The 20,402-nt window shown below is 35.4% G+C and carries 17 protein-coding genes; 5 read left to right on the top strand and 12 right to left on the bottom strand.

What is annotated here, in order from left to right; all coding sequences use genetic code 11:
* Positions 1–247: 247 nt before the first annotated feature.
* From bioB to bioD, 4 genes are read right to left on the bottom strand one after another with little or no spacing between them, the layout of a single operon-like run.
* Positions 248–1,243 (bottom strand): biotin synthase BioB, encoded by a 996-nt coding sequence (bioB, locus tag AC2CGN_RS13055; RefSeq protein ID WP_283868527.1) that lies wholly within the window; start codon positions 1,241–1,243, stop codon positions 248–250.
* Positions 1,243–1,833: a biotin transporter BioY gene (locus AC2CGN_RS13050; protein ID WP_429985592.1), complete on the bottom strand. Its 591-nt coding sequence runs from the start codon at positions 1,831–1,833 to the stop codon at positions 1,243–1,245. The genes bioB and AC2CGN_RS13050 overlap by 1 nt, the downstream gene beginning before the upstream one ends.
* A complete protein-coding gene (bioA, locus tag AC2CGN_RS13045; protein ID WP_484514253.1) occupies positions 1,797–3,203 on the bottom strand; it encodes an adenosylmethionine--8-amino-7-oxononanoate transaminase in 1,407 nt (468 codons plus the stop codon). The genes AC2CGN_RS13050 and bioA overlap by 37 nt, the downstream gene beginning before the upstream one ends.
* Positions 3,184–3,888 carry a dethiobiotin synthase gene (bioD, locus tag AC2CGN_RS13040; RefSeq protein ID WP_429985593.1) on the bottom strand — a complete coding sequence of 235 codons (705 nt, stop codon included), beginning with the start codon at positions 3,886–3,888 and terminating at the stop codon, positions 3,184–3,186. Before bioD ends, bioA begins: the two co-directional genes overlap by 20 nt.
* 265 nt (positions 3,889–4,153) lie before the next feature.
* On the opposite strand from bioD, the gene AC2CGN_RS13035 reads away from it, so the two are divergent.
* The 3 genes from AC2CGN_RS13035 (at position 4,154) to AC2CGN_RS13025 (ending at position 5,982) form a co-directional block, all read left to right on the top strand.
* Positions 4,154–4,618 (top strand): hypothetical protein, encoded by a 465-nt coding sequence (locus tag AC2CGN_RS13035; protein WP_484514251.1) that lies wholly within the window; start codon positions 4,154–4,156, stop codon positions 4,616–4,618.
* A gap of 74 nt (positions 4,619–4,692) precedes the next feature.
* The gene (locus AC2CGN_RS13030; protein ID WP_429989980.1) at positions 4,693–5,217 is read left to right on the top strand and encodes a hypothetical protein; all 525 of its coding nucleotides are present in this window, start codon (positions 4,693–4,695) and stop codon (positions 5,215–5,217) included.
* A 72-nt stretch (positions 5,218–5,289) separates the two neighbouring features.
* The gene (locus AC2CGN_RS13025) at positions 5,290–5,982 is read left to right on the top strand and encodes a response regulator transcription factor (protein ID WP_484514249.1); all 693 of its coding nucleotides are present in this window, start codon (positions 5,290–5,292) and stop codon (positions 5,980–5,982) included.
* A gap of 22 nt (positions 5,983–6,004) precedes the next feature.
* Here AC2CGN_RS13025 and AC2CGN_RS13020 read toward each other — a convergent pair whose 3' ends face one another.
* From AC2CGN_RS13020 to AC2CGN_RS13000, 5 genes are all read right to left on the bottom strand, one after another.
* The gene (locus AC2CGN_RS13020; protein WP_484514247.1) at positions 6,005–11,143 is read right to left on the bottom strand and encodes an ATP-binding protein; all 5,139 of its coding nucleotides are present in this window, start codon (positions 11,141–11,143) and stop codon (positions 6,005–6,007) included.
* Positions 11,144–11,165: 22 nt separating this feature from the next.
* A complete protein-coding gene (locus AC2CGN_RS13015; protein WP_484514245.1) occupies positions 11,166–12,854 on the bottom strand; it encodes an HD-GYP domain-containing protein in 1,689 nt (562 codons plus the stop codon).
* A gap of 232 nt (positions 12,855–13,086) precedes the next feature.
* Positions 13,087–14,124: a beta-carotene 15,15'-monooxygenase gene (locus AC2CGN_RS13010; protein ID WP_286924248.1), complete on the bottom strand. Its 1,038-nt coding sequence runs from the start codon at positions 14,122–14,124 to the stop codon at positions 13,087–13,089.
* Positions 14,125–14,252: 128 nt separating this feature from the next.
* The gene (locus tag AC2CGN_RS13005; RefSeq protein ID WP_484514243.1) at positions 14,253–14,411 is read right to left on the bottom strand and encodes a hypothetical protein; all 159 of its coding nucleotides are present in this window, start codon (positions 14,409–14,411) and stop codon (positions 14,253–14,255) included.
* 307 nt (positions 14,412–14,718) lie between these two features.
* Positions 14,719–15,603, bottom strand: coding sequence for an AraC family transcriptional regulator (locus AC2CGN_RS13000; protein ID WP_484514241.1), 885 nt, complete (start codon positions 15,601–15,603; stop codon positions 14,719–14,721).
* A 109-nt stretch (positions 15,604–15,712) separates the two neighbouring features.
* Here AC2CGN_RS13000 and AC2CGN_RS12995 point away from each other — a divergent pair, with 109 nt between their 5' ends.
* Both AC2CGN_RS12995 and AC2CGN_RS12990 read left to right on the top strand, forming a co-directional pair.
* Positions 15,713–16,651 (top strand): EamA family transporter, encoded by a 939-nt coding sequence (locus AC2CGN_RS12995; protein ID WP_286924245.1) that lies wholly within the window; start codon positions 15,713–15,715, stop codon positions 16,649–16,651.
* 181 nt (positions 16,652–16,832) lie between these two features.
* The gene (locus AC2CGN_RS12990) at positions 16,833–17,879 is read left to right on the top strand and encodes a Cj0069 family protein (protein WP_484514239.1); all 1,047 of its coding nucleotides are present in this window, start codon (positions 16,833–16,835) and stop codon (positions 17,877–17,879) included.
* Positions 17,880–17,936: 57 nt separating this feature from the next.
* Here the strand turns inward: AC2CGN_RS12990 and AC2CGN_RS12985 are convergent, their stop codons facing one another.
* The 3 genes from AC2CGN_RS12985 to AC2CGN_RS12975 form a co-directional block, all read right to left on the bottom strand.
* On the bottom strand, positions 17,937–18,569 hold the full coding sequence (locus AC2CGN_RS12985; RefSeq protein ID WP_286924243.1) for a LysE family transporter: 633 nt from the start codon (positions 18,567–18,569) through the stop codon (positions 17,937–17,939).
* Positions 18,570–18,837: 268 nt separating this feature from the next.
* Entirely contained in the window at positions 18,838–19,185 is a 348-nt protein-coding gene (locus tag AC2CGN_RS12980) for a hypothetical protein (protein WP_484514236.1), read from the bottom strand.
* Between the two features lie 419 nt (positions 19,186–19,604).
* Positions 19,605–20,345 (bottom strand): tetratricopeptide repeat protein, encoded by a 741-nt coding sequence (locus AC2CGN_RS12975; protein WP_484514234.1) that lies wholly within the window; start codon positions 20,343–20,345, stop codon positions 19,605–19,607.
* Between the last annotated feature and the right edge of the window lie 57 nt (positions 20,346–20,402).

Here is a 20,402-nt window from a genome sequence, read left to right as displayed (position 1 = left end):
ATTGAAATAAGCGATATACAAAAATGTTTAATAAATTTTAACACAATGGATTTTATAGAAAAAAGAGCTTTGGTGGAAAAGGTGCTAAAAACTATTATTGTAAGGCAATCAGAAATTCTTTTTGAATGGAACTTTTGAGCATAAAAGTTCCGTTTTAGTTTTTAGCACCGTCCCACGATGACCATACGGTTTATCACATACATGCCCATTAAATTGTAGTAGTAGATTTTATTTCATAAGCATGTACTTAGCAAAATACTTCTTCCTGCTTTTTTGTTAATTCAATTTCAAAGCCTAAATCCTCAAGCATACGATAATCGCTATTTGCCTCTTGGCCTGCTGTTGTTAAATAATCTCCTACAAAAATGCTATTTGCCGCATACATTCCCAGTGGCTGAAGGGACCCAAGATTGACTTCACGACCACCAGAAATACGAATTTCCTTTGTTGGATTTATATAACGGAACAATGCTAAAACCTTTAAACAATAACGTGGATTTAACTCCTTTGTCCCTTCCAGCTTTGTGCCGTCTATAGCATTTAAAAAATTGACTGGGATCGAATCAGCATCTAATTGATGTAGGGCACGAGCAATGTTGACCACATCCTCTTTTGTTTCCTTCATTCCAATGATTGCTCCTGAGCAAGGCGAAATTCCATGCTTTTTTGCAATCTCTACCGTATTCACACGATCCTCATAGGTATGCGATGTAGTAATGTATGAATGATGACGCTCTGACGTATTTAAATTATGATTGTAGCGATCTACCCCCGCCTCTTTTAATTGCTGTGCCTGTTCTTCTTTTAATAAGCCAAGACAGGCACATACTTTTAAGCCATACTTCTCTTTAATTTCAGTGACTGCTTCACTGACAACATTGACATCCTTCCGCGTTGGCCCACGTCCACTTGCCACGATGCAATAGGTGCCAATTTTATTGTCAAATGCTCGTTTTGCACCCTCTAAAATTTCTTCCTTCGTAATAAATGGATATTTTTCAATCGGTGCAGATGATTTAGATGATTGGGAACAATAGCCACAATCCTCTGGACAATAGCCACTTTTCGCGTTCATAATCATATTCAATTTTACTTTTTTCCCATAATAATGCTTACGAATGGCAAATGCACCATCCATTACCTTTAATAGTTCATCATCATCACTATTTAAAATGGCAAGTGCTTCATCATTACTAATCACCTTACCTGCAATTACATCCTCTGCTAACTGTAACCAATTCACTAAACATTCTCCCTTTCTACTTGCATGATTTTCACTGTTCTTACTGACTGAAATACCTTATATAAGCGTTCGGCTAACAGTGCAGACGCTAAAGCTAAGCAAAAATCTGCAACAATACTATTTAAAAAACCAACTACAAATATATGAGACCAGCTCGTTTGCAAATGGAGCCAGAAATTCATTGATAAATATAAGTAAGGTACCGCAATCGCATAAATAATAATAAGCCCCACAATATTTGCACCAATAAAATGTTTTTTCGTTGGTGAATCTATTCTCTCAATGATGAATCCTATGATGAATGCTGCTAGTGCAAAGCCGATGAGGTAGCCAAATGTTGGCTGCAATACATAGGTAATGCCTCCGCCCTGTGTAAAAACAGGTAATCCAACTAAACCGACTCCTATGTAAACGAGCTGACTTTGAAATCCATTACGACTACCAAGTAAGCTTCCAGCTAAAAAAACAAAGATAATTTGTAGTGTAAAGGGCACTACTGGTAACGGTATCTTAATAAATGCACCAATTGCCGTTAAAGCTGCAAACATCGCAATCATGACGAGGGATAGTGTTGATTGTCGTTTAAACAATTTATGCCCTCCCACTCCTCAAAAAATTGTACAATCGTTTCTTTTGTTGTATGAATCATAAATCTCATTTCTTCATCAGAAATAATGTAAGGCGGCATAAAATATAATATATTGCCAAGTGGGCGAATCAGTAAGCCCTTTGCTAAAGCACGTTGATAAATTTGATAGCCAATACGTGCCTCATTTGGGAATGGCTCCTTTGTCCGATAATTGGCGACTAGCTCGATCGCACCCACTAACCCTATCTGTCGATACTCTCCAACATAGGGTAATTGGTCAAATGCCTCCAGTGCTAACGCTCGCATCCGTTCTCCCTTATTTTGAATCATATCGATAACCTGTTCCTTTTCAAACATTGTCAATACCTCAAGTGCTACACGACATGCAAGCGGATTTCCAGAATAGCTGTGAGAATGTAAAAATGCTTTCATTGTTCCGTAATCATCGTAAAAGGCATTGTAAATAACATCAGTGGTTAATACTGCGGATAGTGGTAAATAGCCACCTGTTAAACCCTTTGACAAGCACATAAAATCTGGCGAAATCTCCGCTTGCTCACAGGCAAATACGGTTCCTGTTCGTCCAAATCCTACGGCAATTTCATCAGCAATTAAGTGAACATCGTATGCTGTACAAAGCTCCCGCAATCGCTTTAAATAGATTGGCGGATACATTTTCATGCCCGCAGCTGCTTGAATAAGTGGCTCAATAATCACAGCTGTCATTTCTTCATGATGCGCATGAAGCTCTTCTTCAACATACTGAATACATTGAGCATGACAGCTTTCTGGCTTATCTTGAAAAGGACATCTAAAGCAATCTGGCCCTTGTGCACGTAAGGTATCTAATAACAAAGGTTGGTATACCTCGTTATAAAGCCCAACTCCACCAACAGATAAAGCGCCAAGTGTCTCACCATGGTAGGCATCTGTTAAAGCCAAAAAGCGTTTTTTTGCCGTTTTTCCCGTTTGCATATGATATTGAAAGCTCATTTTTAATGCAACCTCTATCGCGGATGAGCCATTGTCTGCAAAAAATACTTTATTCAGACCTTCTGGCGTTAAAGCTACTAATTTTTCAGCTACTTTAATCGCTGGTTCATGTGTAAAATTAGCAAAAATTGTATGCTCTAATGTAAATGCCTGATCACTTAATACTTGACTTATTCGAGGATTAGCATGCCCAAATAAATTAACCCACCAGGAGGAGACAGCATCTAAATAGCGATGATTATTTTCATCATAGAGCCATACACCTTGTCCTTTTTTAATGACGATTGGTGGAAATTGCTCATAATCCTTCATTTGTGAACAAGGATGCCAAACATGCCTTAAATCTCTCGCCTGTAAATCAGTTAACACTTGTTTCATCATTGACCAACCTTTCAAACAATGAAGTGTGAGAAATGGAATAATCAACAAGCTGCCCAATCTCTTGGAATTGCGGGATAATTGCATAAGGCAAATCATGAAACTGTAATATGGTTTTCATAGTATCTTGTTCTATCAAACTCCCTGAATTTCCATTAAATACAATGCCCAGAATATCAATATTACGCGTATGCAAAGCCTCAATCGTTAGTAATGTGTGGTTAATTGTTCCCAGTGTTGTTCGAGTAACAAGAACAACTGGAAGCTTACTTTGCAAGATAACATCAAGAAGCGTTATTTTTTTTTGTAAATCTAAAGGCACAAAAAGTCCACCAGCTCCCTCACAAATTACCATATCGTTTGATTGCTGTAGCACCTGTATTTGCTGTAGTAAATAATGCACATTAATTTGCTGTACCTCCAGTTGTGCAGCAAAATGTGGTGAAGCTGCCTCTTTAAACGAATACCCATTCAAACTTTCTGTCCTTAGCACCTGTAATGAATACTTTTCATATACTGTTGTATCGTAGTAATAGGAATGATCATTTTCATGTACTTCACCAGTTTGTACAGGCTTAAAAGGCGTGACGCGAAGATTTTGTCGCTGAAATTGTCGCATCAGCAATGTGGTGACAGCCGTTTTACCGACATCAGTATCTGTCCCAACAATCCAAAAATGTTGCATCGTTAACCTCCCCCTTTTCAGTTAACCAAAGATACATATTAAGTTAACACATATGTTTTTATTTTGTAAATGCTATTTCAATAATTTCTTCCAAAAACAGAAGTTTCACAATAGCAAAGAAACACTAAAACCTTACCTTTATATAGCAAAATCTAGCGTTACCCGTACGGTTGCTAAAAAAATGTTTAATTATTTTTGAATACTATTAAAAATTTAGAGGATTTCACTACTTTTGTGTTGTATTAAACTAAACGGGGGTGGCTGTATGTTTGGCCTTTTTAAAGAATCAGAAAAATTGTTAGATACATATGAACAAGTAGCATGTATTTTAAAGTCCTTGCTTACCTACGAGCTCAGAGACTTACCTAGCCGTTACGAATTTTGGTACCGTGCGGCGTTACGTTTGGAAGAATATCGAACGTTGAATGCAGAGCATCGCTCAAAGCGATCTATGACCACAGCTGTTGGACGCTTTCATCAAACTCAATATGATGTTACGAAACAAAAACTAGCAAAGCTAGAGCGTCTAATAGATATATATAAATCCTTTTGTCTGGAAGAAGAGCGAGAAATATTAAATCATCGGCTCCATTTTCAGAAGGAAGTAATTGACGAACTCTATAATCATCTTCAAAATAAAGAGCTATATACGTATTGTAGTACTGTACAGCAGCAATTTTGGGAAGCTGTCAGTGAGGATATACTTCTTGCAATTGCCCAACTGGATTAAAGTGGTTACATTTGCTGGATTCTTCTAAGTTGCTTGAGAATATGTTTTTTAGTTTATTAGTTGGAGGTTTTTTTATGATTGCATGGATTATTGCAGCAGAAATTGCATTTTGGATAGTCATTTTATTTGGGTTGGTTGCCCGCTATATTTTAAAAAAACCCAAGCTAAGTTTCTTCTTGTTTTCCTTAACATTAGGTATCGATTCTTTACTGATATTGTTAACTGCGATAGATTTAAAAGCAGGTACCCCCGCATCTATCTCACATGGGATTGCTGCTATTTATATTGGTGTTTCAATCGCCTATGGTAAAACTATGATTAGTTGGGCAGATGAGCAATTTCAGCGTTGGTTTTTAAAAACTGGGGATAAGAAAGTACGTCTTACAGGATCTGCAAAAGGGAAACATGAGATAAAGATGCTGATTCGCCATGTAGTAGCTTTTCTCATTGGCACTGGACTTTTGTCTATCATGGCACTTTATATTGGATCTAAGTCTGACACATCTTCCCTATTTCAGATGATGAAAGTTTGGGGCATCGTATTAACTATTGATGCCATTATAAGTATTTCATATGTGATTTTTCCTAGTCAAAAATAACGAATGTCCTAGAAGTTTTCTTTCCATTTCTATCTAAAAATTGATATATTAGAAGATGGAGAAAGGAGATTCATGGGTGTGGTAAATGAGAAAATCTTAATCATAGAAGATGATATTGACATTATGGAGGTTCTATCTCTTACAATTGCAAATGCAAACTACCTAGTTTTCAAGGCATCATCCATTTACGAAGGTTGGAAGGCAGTAATCAAAGAAGAGCCTGATTTAATTTTATTGGATGTTAATTTACCTGATGGCAATGGCTTTGAATTAGCGAGAAGGGTTCGTGAAGTGTCGGATGCTATTATTATTTTTGTAACTGTTAATCACTTAATTGACCATAAACTAGAAGGCTTTGAAGTAGGTGCAGATGATTATATAACAAAGCCGTTTATTCCCAAAGAATTACTCGCTCGTATACAAGCAAACTTAAAAAGAAAGACGACATCCATAAGAAATCCTATATTACATATTGATAACTTAGTCATTCATTTTGATGAAAAAAATGTTTATAAAAACGGAAAACGTTTAAATCTTTTTACGAAAGAAAAGCTACTACTATTTTTTCTGATCGAACATGCCAATAAGGTAATTAGTGTAGACCAACTGATAGATAATGTTTGGGGTCAGGATGGTGTAACTGATTCAAAAACAGTTTCTGTCCATATTAGTACACTGCGACGAAAAATTGAGGACGTTCCAGCTAAGCCTAAGTGGATTCAAACTGTTCGGGGCTTCGGCTACCAATTTGTTTATAAAAAATAAAGTGCTGAGCTGTGAAAAATGCTCAACACTTTATTTTTTCTATTACCAAAGGCAATGTAAAGCTAAATATGGACCCTTCACCCTCTATGCTTTCCACATATATTTCCCCATTATGTTGTTCCACAATTTGCTTACAAATGGCTAAGCCAATTCCGTGTGAATCCACTTTATCAACATTGGATGCTCGATAATAACTATCGAATATAAAGGGAATATCGCTCTGTGGGATACCTATGCCACTATCTGAAATTGAACAGATTAAATGTGTGTCCTCCACATACATTAAAAATTGAATACTGCCATTTGAAGTATATTTCATGGCATTTGTCATTAAATTTTCCATCACCTGATTGATTCGGGCACGATCAATTAGCAGTTGTGCCTCCTGATGACCATAAAAATCGGCATAATAGTCTAAGCCCAGTTGTTTTATCTCTCGTTCAAAACGGAAGCGAAATTGTTGAAATAGATTAATGGCCCTTACTTCTATAAAGGTATATTCTGCTCTTCCCGCTTCTAGATTAGCTAAATCAAATAAATCTTGAATTAAAACATTTAACGATAGCAATCTTTCCTTACTTCGAATTAAATATTTTTCTTGTTCTGATTCCTCTTTAATAACCCCGTCTAATATTAATTCGATATAACCTAGCGTTGAAGTAATGGGTGAGCGTAGTTCATGTGAAATACTATGCAATAATTTTTTCCGTTCTAATTCATTTTTCTCTAATCGTTCATTGACCTTTTTCAAATGACTATTTGTTTCATCCAATTCCTTTGTCCGTGAAAGAACACGTTTTTCTAATTCACCATATATTTTTGCATTTTCAATCGATACGGCTATTTGTCCAGAGATCATTTTTAACAAATTCACATGTGTTGGATGAAAGGCATTAGTAATTAATGTGTTTTCCAAATATAAAATGGCTATAATCTCATCTTTAAGATGAATCGGTACACATAAAATAGACTTAGCAGTTGAGAAAGCACTAAGATAAACACTCTGTGCTTGTGTATTTTGAATAATTAGTTGCTCTCCGCTTTGTAATACAAAATAGACAATGGATTGCATGGTTTCACTGAATTCCTCAATCTTATGGTCATGAAATATTGTAAATTTGGTCTCATTGGCCTCAGCTTGTGCTAACACTTGTAATTGCTCATGATGTCTATGAATAAAATACCCGACATCTGCACCAGCATGTTTTAATAAGGCAAATAATATTTTACGAAGCAAATCCTCCATCCGTATTTCTGTTGCTAAGGACTGAGTCGTTTCGAAGACAGTCATCATATCAAATGATACTGTTCCGATATGTTGGCCTTTTGGTACGTGATTGGCATGATACACTTTTTCCCAATGGCTAGCAACCGTATTGGCCCCCCACTCCTTTATTATCTGTATACCACATAAAATATAATGTCTCGCTGTTTTTTTATGATTGATAGCATGATAGTAATTAGCAGCTCGTTCATAAGAAATAGCAGCATCTTGAAGAAAATTATTCATTTGTGCAAGCTGAATTGCCCGATCGTAATAAAGTATGGCATTCTCGCCCTGCTTTTTCATTCGATAATTTTCAGCCATTAATAAACAATAGAGATGCTCATAGTTTTCAGGTGCATATTGAGCCCATTTTTTAAATTGACGAATACTTTTACTAATCTCCATCCTATATGTTCTAAATTCTGTTTTCGAGGAATATAGCTTTTGATGAATAAAATGAAACTGCCAAAGAGCACGATAAAAATAATAAATTGGCGTGATTGGCAAAGTATATATTTCTTTCTCTATCACCTTTAATATCTCCATAAACTCTTTTCCATGCTGATCGTCCCCCAATAAAAATGACATTTTCAATCGAATAGAATAATGCATCATTTTAATAATGGGCTGGTCTAATATAGCAAAGGGATATGCCCAATCAATAGAGGAATTAGGGTTTTGAAGCACATTCATCCATAACCCCATTTCAGCTAAAAAATCTATTGATAATGCACTGGCATGAATGGAAAACTCCTGTTGTTGGCGCTCAATTTCCTGCTGTAAATCCTGAATAGGTGTTCCATTAATGAATTGGATGGCCACGATAAAACAAGAAGCAGCAGAGACCAAATGATGCAAGCCGATTTCCTGGCTATTGTGCTGAGCCTTTTGAATATATTGAAGACTGGATTCATATGGATTTGTCCAATGATTAATAAATATGCCATAGACAAAATAAATACGGCCCTTGATGTAAATATTATTTTCATTCTCAGCAAAGGTGATGGCTATTTTTCCAAAGCGTGCAGAGTCTTGAATATTATTGAAGCCAGCATTTAAAAGCATGGCATAGTTAATATAGACAACTCCACTTTTTGTTCCGTTCCCATATTTAAGCTGTAATCGCAACCCTCTCATTAATAAAATTCCCGTTAAATTAGGATTAAGCATAAATGTGCTTGCCGTCATATTGATAATCAAATGGATTAACGTATCCATTTCTTTATCTTGAATAGGAGGATACTTTAAAAGATCTATATCAGATTTATTGTGCAAAGCTTTTCTTAATAATAAATACTCCTTTAAAAGTTGAATTTTTGAGGGGTTCTCAGCAATATTCATATTGGTAATTTGTAGGCCTTTTATGCCAGCCTCAATTCCTACCGTATGATTGTCTGATTCAATGTATAGTAAAGTTTTTAAATTGTAAATTAATAATTTTTCTAAAACTGTTTTTGAATGCCGCAACGCTTCTGTTAAATGAAATTCTGATACATCATAACGTCCAACTAAATATGCGCACTCTCCTAAGTTAGCATATATTTTTACAGACATTTCACGAAAAGACTGCCAATGATTGTCTGGAAGCAGCTCTATACTCGTCGTTAAAAAGGAGATGGCACTGTCAAACAGTCCAATTCTTTTTGCCGCAATACCAAGTTTATAATTCCATATTGCTAAATTTTGTTTTTCATCAGCATTCAACAATTGCTGACCATAGTTAAAATGTTTCACCACTTCACTTAAATGATAACTATCCACTATATTCGGGATATTTTTCGTTAATAATTTTCCAATTTGATAATGAAGCCTTGTCCGTTCTTCGTCAGATAAATCTTGATAGGCTACCTGCTGAATACGATCGTGTACAAACTGAAACTTCATATGAAATGTATGTAAAATACCCTCATGTTCAAACTTACTAGCCCATTTAAAATGGGCATCCATTGGTACAATAAAGCCATGCTCTACAAGTGTACCCAAAAGTTTCAGCAAATCTTGGGCTGAAATGGAAACTAGCTTTAATAAGGAACTAAACTCAAAGCTTTGGCCAAAACAAGAGACAATTCTTAAAATCCCCTGAGCGTCTTTATCGAGAGTCGCCATTCTATTTTCAATAAAAGTCAATAATTCATTATTAAAAAAGGACTGATTGTATTTATGAATACTAAATTGCCACTCTTTTGTTTCGGTATTGAAATAGATGGTATTACTTTGCTGTAAGGAACGAAAAGCTTCTTTCACAAATAACGGATTTCCTTTTGTTAAACGAAATAATTGGGTAGAAATTATTTTAATGGTAGTTGATTTTGCATGCAATGATTCCTCTAGCCATAACCGTACATCATCTTCCTCAAGAGGATTTATCTCTATATGCTGATTGGATGGGAAGTTATTCAAGCACTTGTAATTCTTTTTTAAATCCCCCTCCTCATTTGATCGAAAAGTAGTTATCCACATTAAATAGCCTGCTCGATGTTGTTCATATAGTTGGGTCATCATCTCAAGTGTACTAGCATTTGCCCATTGTAAATCATCCATTAACCATACAATTGGCTTCTTTTGCATGGCAAAGGCTAATAGAATCTTTTGCAATGAACTAAATATATACGTATGCAGCTGTTTGGCATTTTCACGTACATCTGTCCGAAAACCTGCTGCTTCTTTAAAAAACCATCGAAGCTCTGGTAGTAAATGAACAAGTCGATCTGTAACCATTAACTTTACATCATGAAATAGTTTTCGTAATGCTTGAACAGAATTCTCACCTTCTAAATAAACGATTTTCAATAAATTTCTTAAGGGCTGTACAACGGCTGTAAAGTCATTTTCTAGCTGTAATTGCTCATACTTCGTTTCTACAAAATACCCTTTAGCAGCAGCAATGTCACCCTTTAATGTATAAACAAGCTTAGATTTCCCAGACCCAGCTTTGCCAGAAATCATTACTATTTTTTTTTCGCCATTTACCACCTGATGAAACATAGAAGAAAGGTCCATGATTTGGTGCTTTCTACCATAGTACTTTGTAGAAAGCACCGCATTTAAATGAATGTCATATTCACCTAAGTGGAAATCATGAAACGGTTCATCTATTAACAGTTTATGTTGAATTTGTAATAAATCCTCTCTTAGCCCAACAGCACTTTGATAGCGTAATTCTGGATTTTTCGCTAATAACTTTTCTATTATATTCCAAATAATAGGATGCGGATAAGGCTGAAGATTTACCAATGAATTCGGCACTTTTGTTAGAATTTCATAGATAAGCTCAACAGAATCCTTTTTTTGGAAAGGTAATTGCCCACTGAGTATTTCGTAAAAAATAATACCAAGCGCATATAAATCAGAACGATGGTCAATTTCTAGATTAACTCTTCCGGTTTGTTCAGGTGCATAATATGGTAGCTGTTCAAGTCGCTCATAAAGATTTTCTAGTATGACGGGAGATTCTGCATCATATTTTAAACTAAATTCAGAACTTAGTAATTTTACCTTTAATGAATTGGGATTAATTAATATTTGGCTAGGATTCAAATTAAGATAGAGTAAATCACTTTGTTGCATTTTAATACAGGCATTCACAAGTTCAAGTGCAATTTGTAAAAATTGATGCAAAGAAATATGCTTATTTCTAAACTCATGTAGGGGTACACCATTAAAATTTTCATAAATAATTGCGTATTGATTGTCAATATAATCAATGGCTATTGGCTTTAACAACCACGGATTTTGTTCTTTCGCAAACAATGAAAATTCATATTGCAGTCTAGCTCTCTTTTCGGCTGAATTATGATGAATACTTTTTACTAGTACTAAATTCTTGAATTTATTAATATACATTCTTTGCAAATTCCAATCTTCTTTTGTTTGTAAAAGTATGCAATCATTCACCATATGTGCCTCCCTTATTCATTTATGTAGCGATTAATTTTGTAACCGCTTTATATTTTTGTAATTTATCTTTTAAATTCACTTCTTTATGTGAAGCTCCAGCAAAGCTGAAGACAAAGCTCTCTAACTTCTCTGGAGGGATATGGTACTGCTCTAATTTCCGAGTAGTTCCATGAAGGTCAAGATATTCATTACTAAATACACAAATTGCAGTTGCCTCACAATAATCTGCGATGTTCAAAAGTTCCTCCTTACTAGTTGAGATATCTAGTAGGAACGGATTAATTTCTTTTGCATAAAATAGTCCTTCTAATAACTGAATAAAAATATTTGTTCGTAAATCTTGGTCAACTATAAAAAGTATAGCATCATTTTTTCTAGTTTCACTTCGTAATTGAAGCAGCATATTATTCAGGAGTTCCTTTAAAGTTGAACGCACAACCTTTAAGCGGACATCCTCCATGACTAGTTGTTGTTCAATTACCTCAAAAATTTGGTAGATTGGGATATAGATCTTAGTAAAGCACTCAGCGAACGTATACTGATCCATCAATTGCCGATAGTACTTTTCCATTAAATTTATTTCACCATTTATTAAATACTCAGAGAATTTTTGGAATAGCTTTTCGGGTGTTTCCACGTAATAGGAAATTAACTTGACTACTTTAAGCTGAAAATCAAATGGTAACCTAAAGACTGTATTTGTATCTAGCCTTCTTACAATTGGAAGGAGTGGATACATATTATTGACATTATCTACTAGAGCATGAGAACCATCAGATAATAACACAATTGAATTTTTGGGATAAATACCAATAAAATCGACAAATCTGACCAAAAGCTTTTCATCAAGAAGATGCTTTTCTTTATAAATAATTGCCATTGCTTCTGCAGCTCCGACCTCGCGTTTATAGGGTCGATTTAATGTAAGAGCTGAGTAAATATCGATTAGCTGTAATATGAAAACTTCTCTAGGTATATCAGACTCCTCTAGTCCGTCTGGATACCCGGAGCCATCGATTCGCTCATGATGTGACTTAGCTAAATAAGCAATGGATACAAGTCCTAAATCGCACAATAAATCATAGCCAAACTGTGTATGCTTCTGCATAACTTCAAACTCACTAGGTGAAAGTCTTCCCTCTTTTTTTAAAATAGCCAGTGGTATTTTCACCTTCCCAATATCATGAAATAAAAATCCAAGCGCACAATGTTCTAAATTTTGTATGCCTTCTTTTTTAGCAAAGAGAGTACATAATGTAAATACATCGATAGCATGCATATATGTGTATGTGTCATAATCTTTTAACGTATTGAGCAGTTTTCGATAATGGCCATTTTCCATATAGCGTTGAAATAAATTGCGTATAAATAGTATATCGTCCATATTTTTTAATACATGACCATACCGAATCTCCGTGCTCAATTCTCCTAATGCCTGTAGAAAAAGAGAATTTTCTGTCTCACTATTTACAATGGTGTTCTCGTGCAGTTTTACACCTAACAGCCCATCCTGTTCAGCTTGAAGGTCTGTTTCTACAATCCGTGTCTGAATATAAACATCGTGAACATGGCGATTTTTCAATAATGTTATAATTCTTGCTGTTATTACACTTCCCTTTTTCATCAACAAACGATTTTCAACATATAAATCCTGCCCAAGAACCAATCCTTCCTGTAAATCAACAATGTTTGTTTTAACTAACTTCAAAAATAACACTCCTCTACTTTTATACATAAATCACTATAAAAGATGAAGGTTAAAATCTGATTAAATAGTATGTAAATTTTATAAATGACATGAGAATATATCCATAGAAGGAAAAATACGATGTATATCAATTGAACGGCATAAATGAAATGCATTAAGTATAAAGATATACGAAAAAGGCTGAACGATTTATAATCGTACAGCCTAGAAATAAAATTAATTGTTGTAGAACTTATGAATTTACTCCCATCCCTTGGACAAGAATTGTTTTCAATTCTTGCTTTTGGTCTGCTTTAATAGCGACATTGTGATATTTCTTTTTTATGCCTAGCATAAACGTAACATCAATAGGCTCCTTCAGCTTTAAGATAAACTGAGGATACGCCTCATCGAAATCACGTGCCACAAAATCAATAGTATCTTTCGATAATTTTCCTTCTAATGCATGTTTATCCTCAATAAGCGCTTCAATATTATCAAAACGAATTTCTGCTCGTTTCATTAAACCTAATGATAAATATAACTTATCAGCTGTAACATGCACAGGATTTAAACGAACAGCCTGCATATCCGCTATAAAAAATATAACGGAGTAGACATTTAAAATAAGCAAAATAATAGAGAGAACCATAGACTTTTCATGTAGCCACCAATGGATGCCAATTGTTTCAATAACAATGCCATGAATAAGCATAATCTGGAAGGCGATATAACTAGAACTCTTATGCAAGGTTAAGCCCGAACGCTCTTTTCTTTTCCAGCTTGCGAAAGCATAGTAAAGCATCAAAAAGTCTGCGCACAGCATTTGGATAATTAAATTCTTTGGTGCATGTTTTTCAACTGCTTTTGAAAAGGAGAACAAATCTGGTAGATTACTTAATCTTACATCCGCTAGAATTTTAGGCATATAGCGGACAAATGTCACAATAAGCAAAATTTCTAATAGAATAATTGAACCTTCAATCACAAACCCAGCCCACGTAATGGCTACAAATGGCTGAAGATGATCGATTGGAATTATAAATCGAGCTACAATACAACCAGCAGCAGCTAAAAGAATGGCTTGTTTTACAGAGTACTTACCTTTATAAAGCATAAATAAAATCGGCATAACAATAACGAAATCAATTAACGAACCAATAACTACCCCTTTTGATTCTGCTGGTAAAATGGATAAACCTAAACCCGTGTTATAAAGTGTGTAATTACTGGCAAGAACGACTAATAAAAAAGCTAGCCATACATTTTGCTTTTTCTTTAAAGCAATCATACATTATCACTCCTTACTTTACTTACCTGTTCTTCATTCATAATCCTTCCTCTAACACATTTTGACAAAATTTCTGAATAATCTCCTTTAGCTGCAACAATTTATTCAGTTTTTGCTTTAGATAATATTCAAAAAATTACAATATATCCCAAAACATTTTTATCTAGTTGGACAATTATTTCTCGACGATTTTCAGAATTGAGGCTTCGAAAAATATAAGACTGCTCCTCTAATTTACAAATCAATTGTCCTACAGCGCTAGAGGTAATATTCATATAATTAGCCATTTGTCCAAGGTCACAGAGCTATTTTTTCAACAAGCTCGATTAAAATCATTTTCAGTCAATCATTCTTGATGTATTTTAATAAAAATGGCAATTCATTGTAAAGACAGCTTTTTCTATCTCCTGAATAAGACGATACAGATTCTCTTCATCTTTTATCATTTTCATTCAATTCAATCATTAAAGCAAAATTAATAGTAAAGCTATCTTTATTATTAATATCACCTTATTATTTGTGGCTATAATTGTCAATGACTCCATCAAAAATAGGTGTTTTTATGCTACTATTTTGTCAAAAATTTTTCATATATTATCTTCTACAAAATCTTTTGCGATAGACATATGGTGAAAATCCTGTATAATCCTTAAATTTTTCTATAAAATAACTAACTGTACTAAATCCTGTTGTTGATGCAATGGTAGTGATAGATTGCTCACTATCTCGTAATAACTGCAAACTTTTACGAAGACGATACTGTAATAAATAGCTGAATGGTGACATACCCACCATTTTTTTAAACAAACGACTGCATTCTTCCCTGCTTAAATAAACATGTGCAGCTAATTGCTCCAATATTATTTTCTCTGCATAATTCACATGTAAATAATCCAGCATTTCCTTCACACGTTCATGCTGGACAATTTTCGCAGGTTCTAGCATTTCAATGGTCAGCATGGATTGCGTTAGCATAGCTTCCCAAATGGCTACAAGCTCTCTCCAAACCTTTAACTCATAAAAATCATTCTGCATTTGTAATATGGCTGCAATCTCTTTTACCTTTTGTGCTAAATGACCTGAAAGCCTTACATAAGGTAAGCGATTACTTGTAATGTATGGTTTTACATATTTCTCGGTAAATACACTTCCCTCATGTCCTCCTAGCAACATTGGGTCCACATTGAGACAGTAAATTCTTGCTAGATTTATTTCATATGGCTTTGCCTCGTGCAACCCTAAAGCATTAATAAATAGTCCATCTCCCTCTTCGAGTATAAAAACGTCCCCTCCTACTCGATATTCTATACGACCTTCTTTCACATAAACGAATTGAATCTCTTTATGCCAATGCAATGGCAAAAAATCTAAGCTTTCTAGTCGCATAGTCGTCTCATACAAAGCAACTGGAAATGCCTTCGTTCCATGTGAGGTTAGTTCTTGTAAATCCTTTGCAATTTTTATATGAGTTAAGGCCATTTCTCAATTCACCTCAATATATTGATATTTTTAACCATTAAATCGATATTTATTACACCTATAAGTCCTTATAATTTCTTTATATTGATAGTTTAGGAGATGTTTCAAAATGAATCAAACACAACTTAACAAACGTACTTTTGGTTTTATTCTCGTCATTCTGGGGGCAAGCTTTTGGGGTATTGGCGGGACTGTTGCGCAAAAGCTTTTTCAGCAGGAAAATATCGAAGTAGGATGGCTTGTTTCAAGTCGCCTTCTTATAGCAGGTCTATTATTAATTGGGGTTTATAAAATAACACATTGGAATAATTCAATTTTTGTTATGTTTCGTACAAAGCACAATGCCTTCAGACAAATATTATTTAGTTTACTAGGTATGCTTGCGGTTCAATATACGTATATGATGTCGATTTCAATCGGTAACTCAGCTGTTGCTACATTACTTCAATACTTAGCTCCACTTTTTATTATGGGCTATTATCTAATAACAAAGCATAGTCAATTAACAAGGCAGGATGGTATTGCTGTCACACTGACGTTGGTTGGTACTTTTTTATTACTTACAAACGGCTCCTTTTCAACCCTCTCTGTTCCCGGTATGGCAGTGTTTTGGGGCATTTTATCTGGTCTCTCTGCAGCTTTTTATACGCTATATGCTGTTCCGCTTTTACAGCAATTTCATTCATTGCTAGTGGTAGGGTGGTCGATGGTTATTGGTGGTATTGTGATGAGTCTATTTCATCAACCGTGGCAAATTAACATGTCTAATTGGGCATTGTCAACCATTGCGTATTTTTTGTTTATTGTTATTTTTGGAACGATGTTAGCCTTCTGGTTTTATATTGCTAGCCTACATTATTTAACGCCGAAAGAAACAAGCTTACTTGGCAGTTTAGAACCTTTAACAGCTGTTATGACAAGCGTATTATGGCTCAAAATTAACTTTGGAGGTTTTCAGTTGCTCGGAACAATGCTGATTCTTTGTATGATTTTATATCTCACTGTTTTCCCAAAAAAGCAACAACCATTACAAAATAATGGTGACTAAAATATAGATTTCAAGGAACACAAGCTGCATACTGCTTCACTTAAGTATGATAGAGCATCTTTATTGGCTGTTTATGTGGGATAAAATTTAAATTAATACACAAAATTTACATATTTTATATATCTTTTATCCCTTTCAGTCTATTATACTGAAACTATCATCATACTAAGGAGGTATTTTTATGGATAAAAAAGTTATATTTTTTGAGGTTCGTGGTGGTTCAGATAAGGGACCAGATGGCTATAGGAAAGATACAATGCCAATGGTGGATGCATTAAAGCAACGTGGTCAAAATGCGGAGGTTATTTTCTTTGATGTGACAAGAAAAGAAGAGATATTTAATTACGTGAAAGAAAATGGAATCGCTTATGTATCACGTATTAATCCTGGAAATTTACAGCATGAGGAAGAATACTTTGCAATGTTACGAGACCTATGTAATGCTGGTGTCATCGGAATGCCGCACCCTGATGCCATGATTGGCTATGGCTCGAAAGATGTCTTATCAAAATTGTCCTCTACCAATTTAGTGCCTGATGATACATTTGCCTATTATACAATTGAAGCCTTTAAAGCCCAATTTCCTACCTCTCTGGCTATTACAGAACGCGTTTTAAAGCAAAATCGTGGTTCAACAGGAGAAGGAATTTGGCGAGTAAAATTGGTGGAAACTCTTGCAGAAGGAGTCTCAGAGGTACCACTTGATGCTCAAATTAAATGTACGGAAGCCAAGGATAATCATGTGGAATATTGGAAGCTTAGTGATTTTATGATATTTTGCGAGCAGTACATTACAGGAGCAAATGGCATGCTTATCGATATGCGCTTCCTGCCACGTATTACAGAGGGGGAAATTCGCTTATTTATGTTACGTGATAAACCCGTACACGTTGTACATAAAAAGCCAGCAGATTCTGAGGATGCCTTTAGCGCAACATTATTTTCTGGTGCCAAGTACCGCTACGATTCTCCAGAGGACTGGGAAGAGCTGGTACAAAACTTCTTAACACAGCTACCTCTTGTCACTAGCCTGCTTGGTGGTTATGATTTGCCATTAATATGGACGGCTGATTTTATGTTAGATACTGATGCAGCAGGAGAAGATTGCTATGTTTTAGGTGAGATGAATTGCTCTTGTGTAGGCTTTACTTCGGAGCTTACCTTAGCACACCAAGTAGCTGAGGAAATTATCGCTTGCATCAAGGAGCGTACAGAGGTTTCCGCTTAACTAATTAACGTCTACAAACAAAAATAAAAAGTGCGATCTTGTAAATCGCACTTTTTTTCATATATAGACCTTTATAGCTTGAATAAATTCATAGATAAAATATCCAGCAAAGCCAATTAATAAGACACCTGCTGCCATTGTAAGAGTCTTAATGACCTTACGATTCATCGCTTTTCGAGTCACAGAAACAATGGCCATTAAGCCAATATCATGCAATAATATACCACTCAGAACACCTGCTGCAATGACTAAAAAGCTGGTTGATTCACCTTCACCATATGATTTGGCTAGAACCACACCGAAAACATTCACCCAAAATACGAGATTTCCAGGCGAAATGGCTACTAGTAGTCCATTACGATAAGAAGTAAAAAACGATTTTGTTACTTTCTCTCCTGCTAGCGTAATATCATGGTCCGCATTTTTAATTGAATCCAGCCCTAAGAAGAATAAAAAGCCTGCCCCTATTATCCACATTGGAATTTGAATAATTGGCATTGCTAAAATCGAGGCTAATCCCATATACAATGCAAATACTAATACTATGTCAATCGTCATGCCACCAAGTCCTACTGCCCAACCATGGATAAAGCCATTCTTTAAACCCTGCTTTGTCATTTCCACGGTAATGGCCCCAACTGGCATGGCAATCGCAAGTCCTACCAATACATATGCTACATATAAACTCAAACAAACACTTCTTTCATGCTATAAAATAAGCTTCATACGTCCGTTTGTTTGATTATAGCATAAAAATACGACATTGAAAGGGATTATTAATAATTATTCAACTTTATAGAATAATATTGAAAATAAAAACTATATTTCACATTACCCCCAATAAAGTAATATATCTACCAATAAAGGTTTCTCCCACCAAAATCCATATTGAACCTGTACAGTTTTGAAGTGACTTATTTATATTGCTATGCCACAATTTCAAGCTGATTTCATCAGATTAAACTATACGTAGGAGGTCTGTTTGAATGGAAAAGAATGCTATTATTGATGACCCTAATAGGCTTGAGTTACTGTTCTCATCCTGAAAATTAAACAAAAGAAGATTATTCATTTGTATCCATTTCTGGCTTTGTGACAGCTTTACAGGAAGAAAGATTTTAAGTAGTAAATAATGAATAATGCCCGTGGACTGAGCGGATAGTGCCGTTACCTGAGCGACCTTCTCCCTCACCCGAGCGGATAATGCTGTTGACTGAGCGACTTTCTCCCTTACCTGAGCGGATAGTGCTGTTGACTGAGCGACTTTCTCCTTCACCCGAGCGGATAATGCCGTTGACTGAGCCACTTTCTCTCTCACCTGAACGGAAATCAGCTATGTGATCAAGATGCCGATGATGAATATTTTAATGCAATCTGGTTTTCTTCATAGGAAAGTGAAAAGTGTGAGATTGGGGATTATATGTATGTTTGATAAGGAGTTTCTTTTTTATCGTACCCAGGACATGCCAGTGCTACTAAATTTTTTATAGAAGAACAAGAAAAGCAAGGGACTGTATTAACAGAAAAAAGAGGTTATACAGCAAGCTGTAAAGGAGCTTGACACAATCACGGAGAGCACTAGCATTCAAAACAAACAAATAGCTGTGATGTGTTCTTTGAAAATGAAAATTTAAACAAGCCCGATATAGCTAGAAATAAATAATACTTAGTCGTAATCTTTTTGGTGTGAAAAGGCATCTCTCAGGTGAAAGATGCCATTTTTCCTTAAAGCATTTGCTTTTTCCATTGAGTAAGAATATCAGTGGATTTCGCAATGTCCATCTTTAACATTACCTGCTTAGCAGAGCAACGCTTTTTAGCCTTTTCCCATGCATCCTCTAAGGCAGGCAAATAGCTTAAATTTTTTGTAGCTGCAACAAGCTGGAAAAAAATATTACCTTGAATATAATACCAGCGTGGGTTCATGCTATCTAACTGAATTGCTTCTTCAATAAGACGAAGGGCTAAATATGGACTGCCCTCACTGCGATTCAGAAATTGGGCAAAAGCCCCCCAGTAAAGTGCTTTATTTGGTTGTAGTTTGATGGCTTCTGCGTATTGAATATTTGCCTTATCATGCTCTTTCGCCAAAACAAAATATTCAGCCATTATATAGTAAGCATTCGCCTGTGCCTCAATGGGCCCAGCTAGCAATTCATCCACCACTTTACCAAACTGCTCATCATCCTGGCTTCCCGTATAAGCCGAAAGGACATCACGCTCTGGATAGGAGCCATCTGCTCGTTCCATATTTTGCTTCAGCTTTTCACCAGTAGGAATAGGCATATTCGCATAGCCATTCGCCTCCAATAAAGCAACATGTTGCTGAATCGTAGCAAATGCCGTATGCTCTGTGAATGCATTATCAGTTACAATATTTTTGGCTAACTGATAGCTTTCCTTCACGCTCCCATTTACAAATAGTTCATTAATCTGTTGGACACGCTCATCAAACTGTTTGATCACTATTAAAACCCTCACCTTCACCAAAAGAAACGTTTTATTGGTAGTTTACCATCTTCT

Source organism: Lysinibacillus sp. DFXJR4 (genome assembly GCF_057196045.1).
Note: the sequence above shows the minus strand (reverse complement) of the source record. Positions and strands in the feature narration are given on the sequence as shown.

Coding starts and splice junctions, on each gene's coding strand:
- bioA (WP_484514253.1), bottom strand. CDS start 3,203: ATGAAACAAGTGTTAACTGATTTACAGGCGAGAGATTTAAGGCATGTT.
- bioD (WP_429985593.1), bottom strand. CDS start 3,888: ATGCAACATTTTTGGATTGTTGGGACAGATACTGATGTCGGTAAAACG.
- AC2CGN_RS13035 (WP_484514251.1), top strand. CDS start 4,154: ATGTTTGGCCTTTTTAAAGAATCAGAAAAATTGTTAGATACATATGAA.
- AC2CGN_RS13030 (WP_429989980.1), top strand. CDS start 4,693: ATGATTGCATGGATTATTGCAGCAGAAATTGCATTTTGGATAGTCATT.
- AC2CGN_RS13025 (WP_484514249.1), top strand. CDS start 5,290: ATGGGTGTGGTAAATGAGAAAATCTTAATCATAGAAGATGATATTGAC.
- AC2CGN_RS13010 (WP_286924248.1), bottom strand. CDS start 14,124: ATGATTGCTTTAAAGAAAAAGCAAAATGTATGGCTAGCTTTTTTATTA.
- AC2CGN_RS13005 (WP_484514243.1), bottom strand. CDS start 14,411: ATGGCTAATTATATGAATATTACCTCTAGCGCTGTAGGACAATTGATT.
- AC2CGN_RS13000 (WP_484514241.1), bottom strand. CDS start 15,603: ATGGCCTTAACTCATATAAAAATTGCAAAGGATTTACAAGAACTAACC.
- AC2CGN_RS12995 (WP_286924245.1), top strand. CDS start 15,713: ATGAATCAAACACAACTTAACAAACGTACTTTTGGTTTTATTCTCGTC.
- AC2CGN_RS12990 (WP_484514239.1), top strand. CDS start 16,833: ATGGATAAAAAAGTTATATTTTTTGAGGTTCGTGGTGGTTCAGATAAG.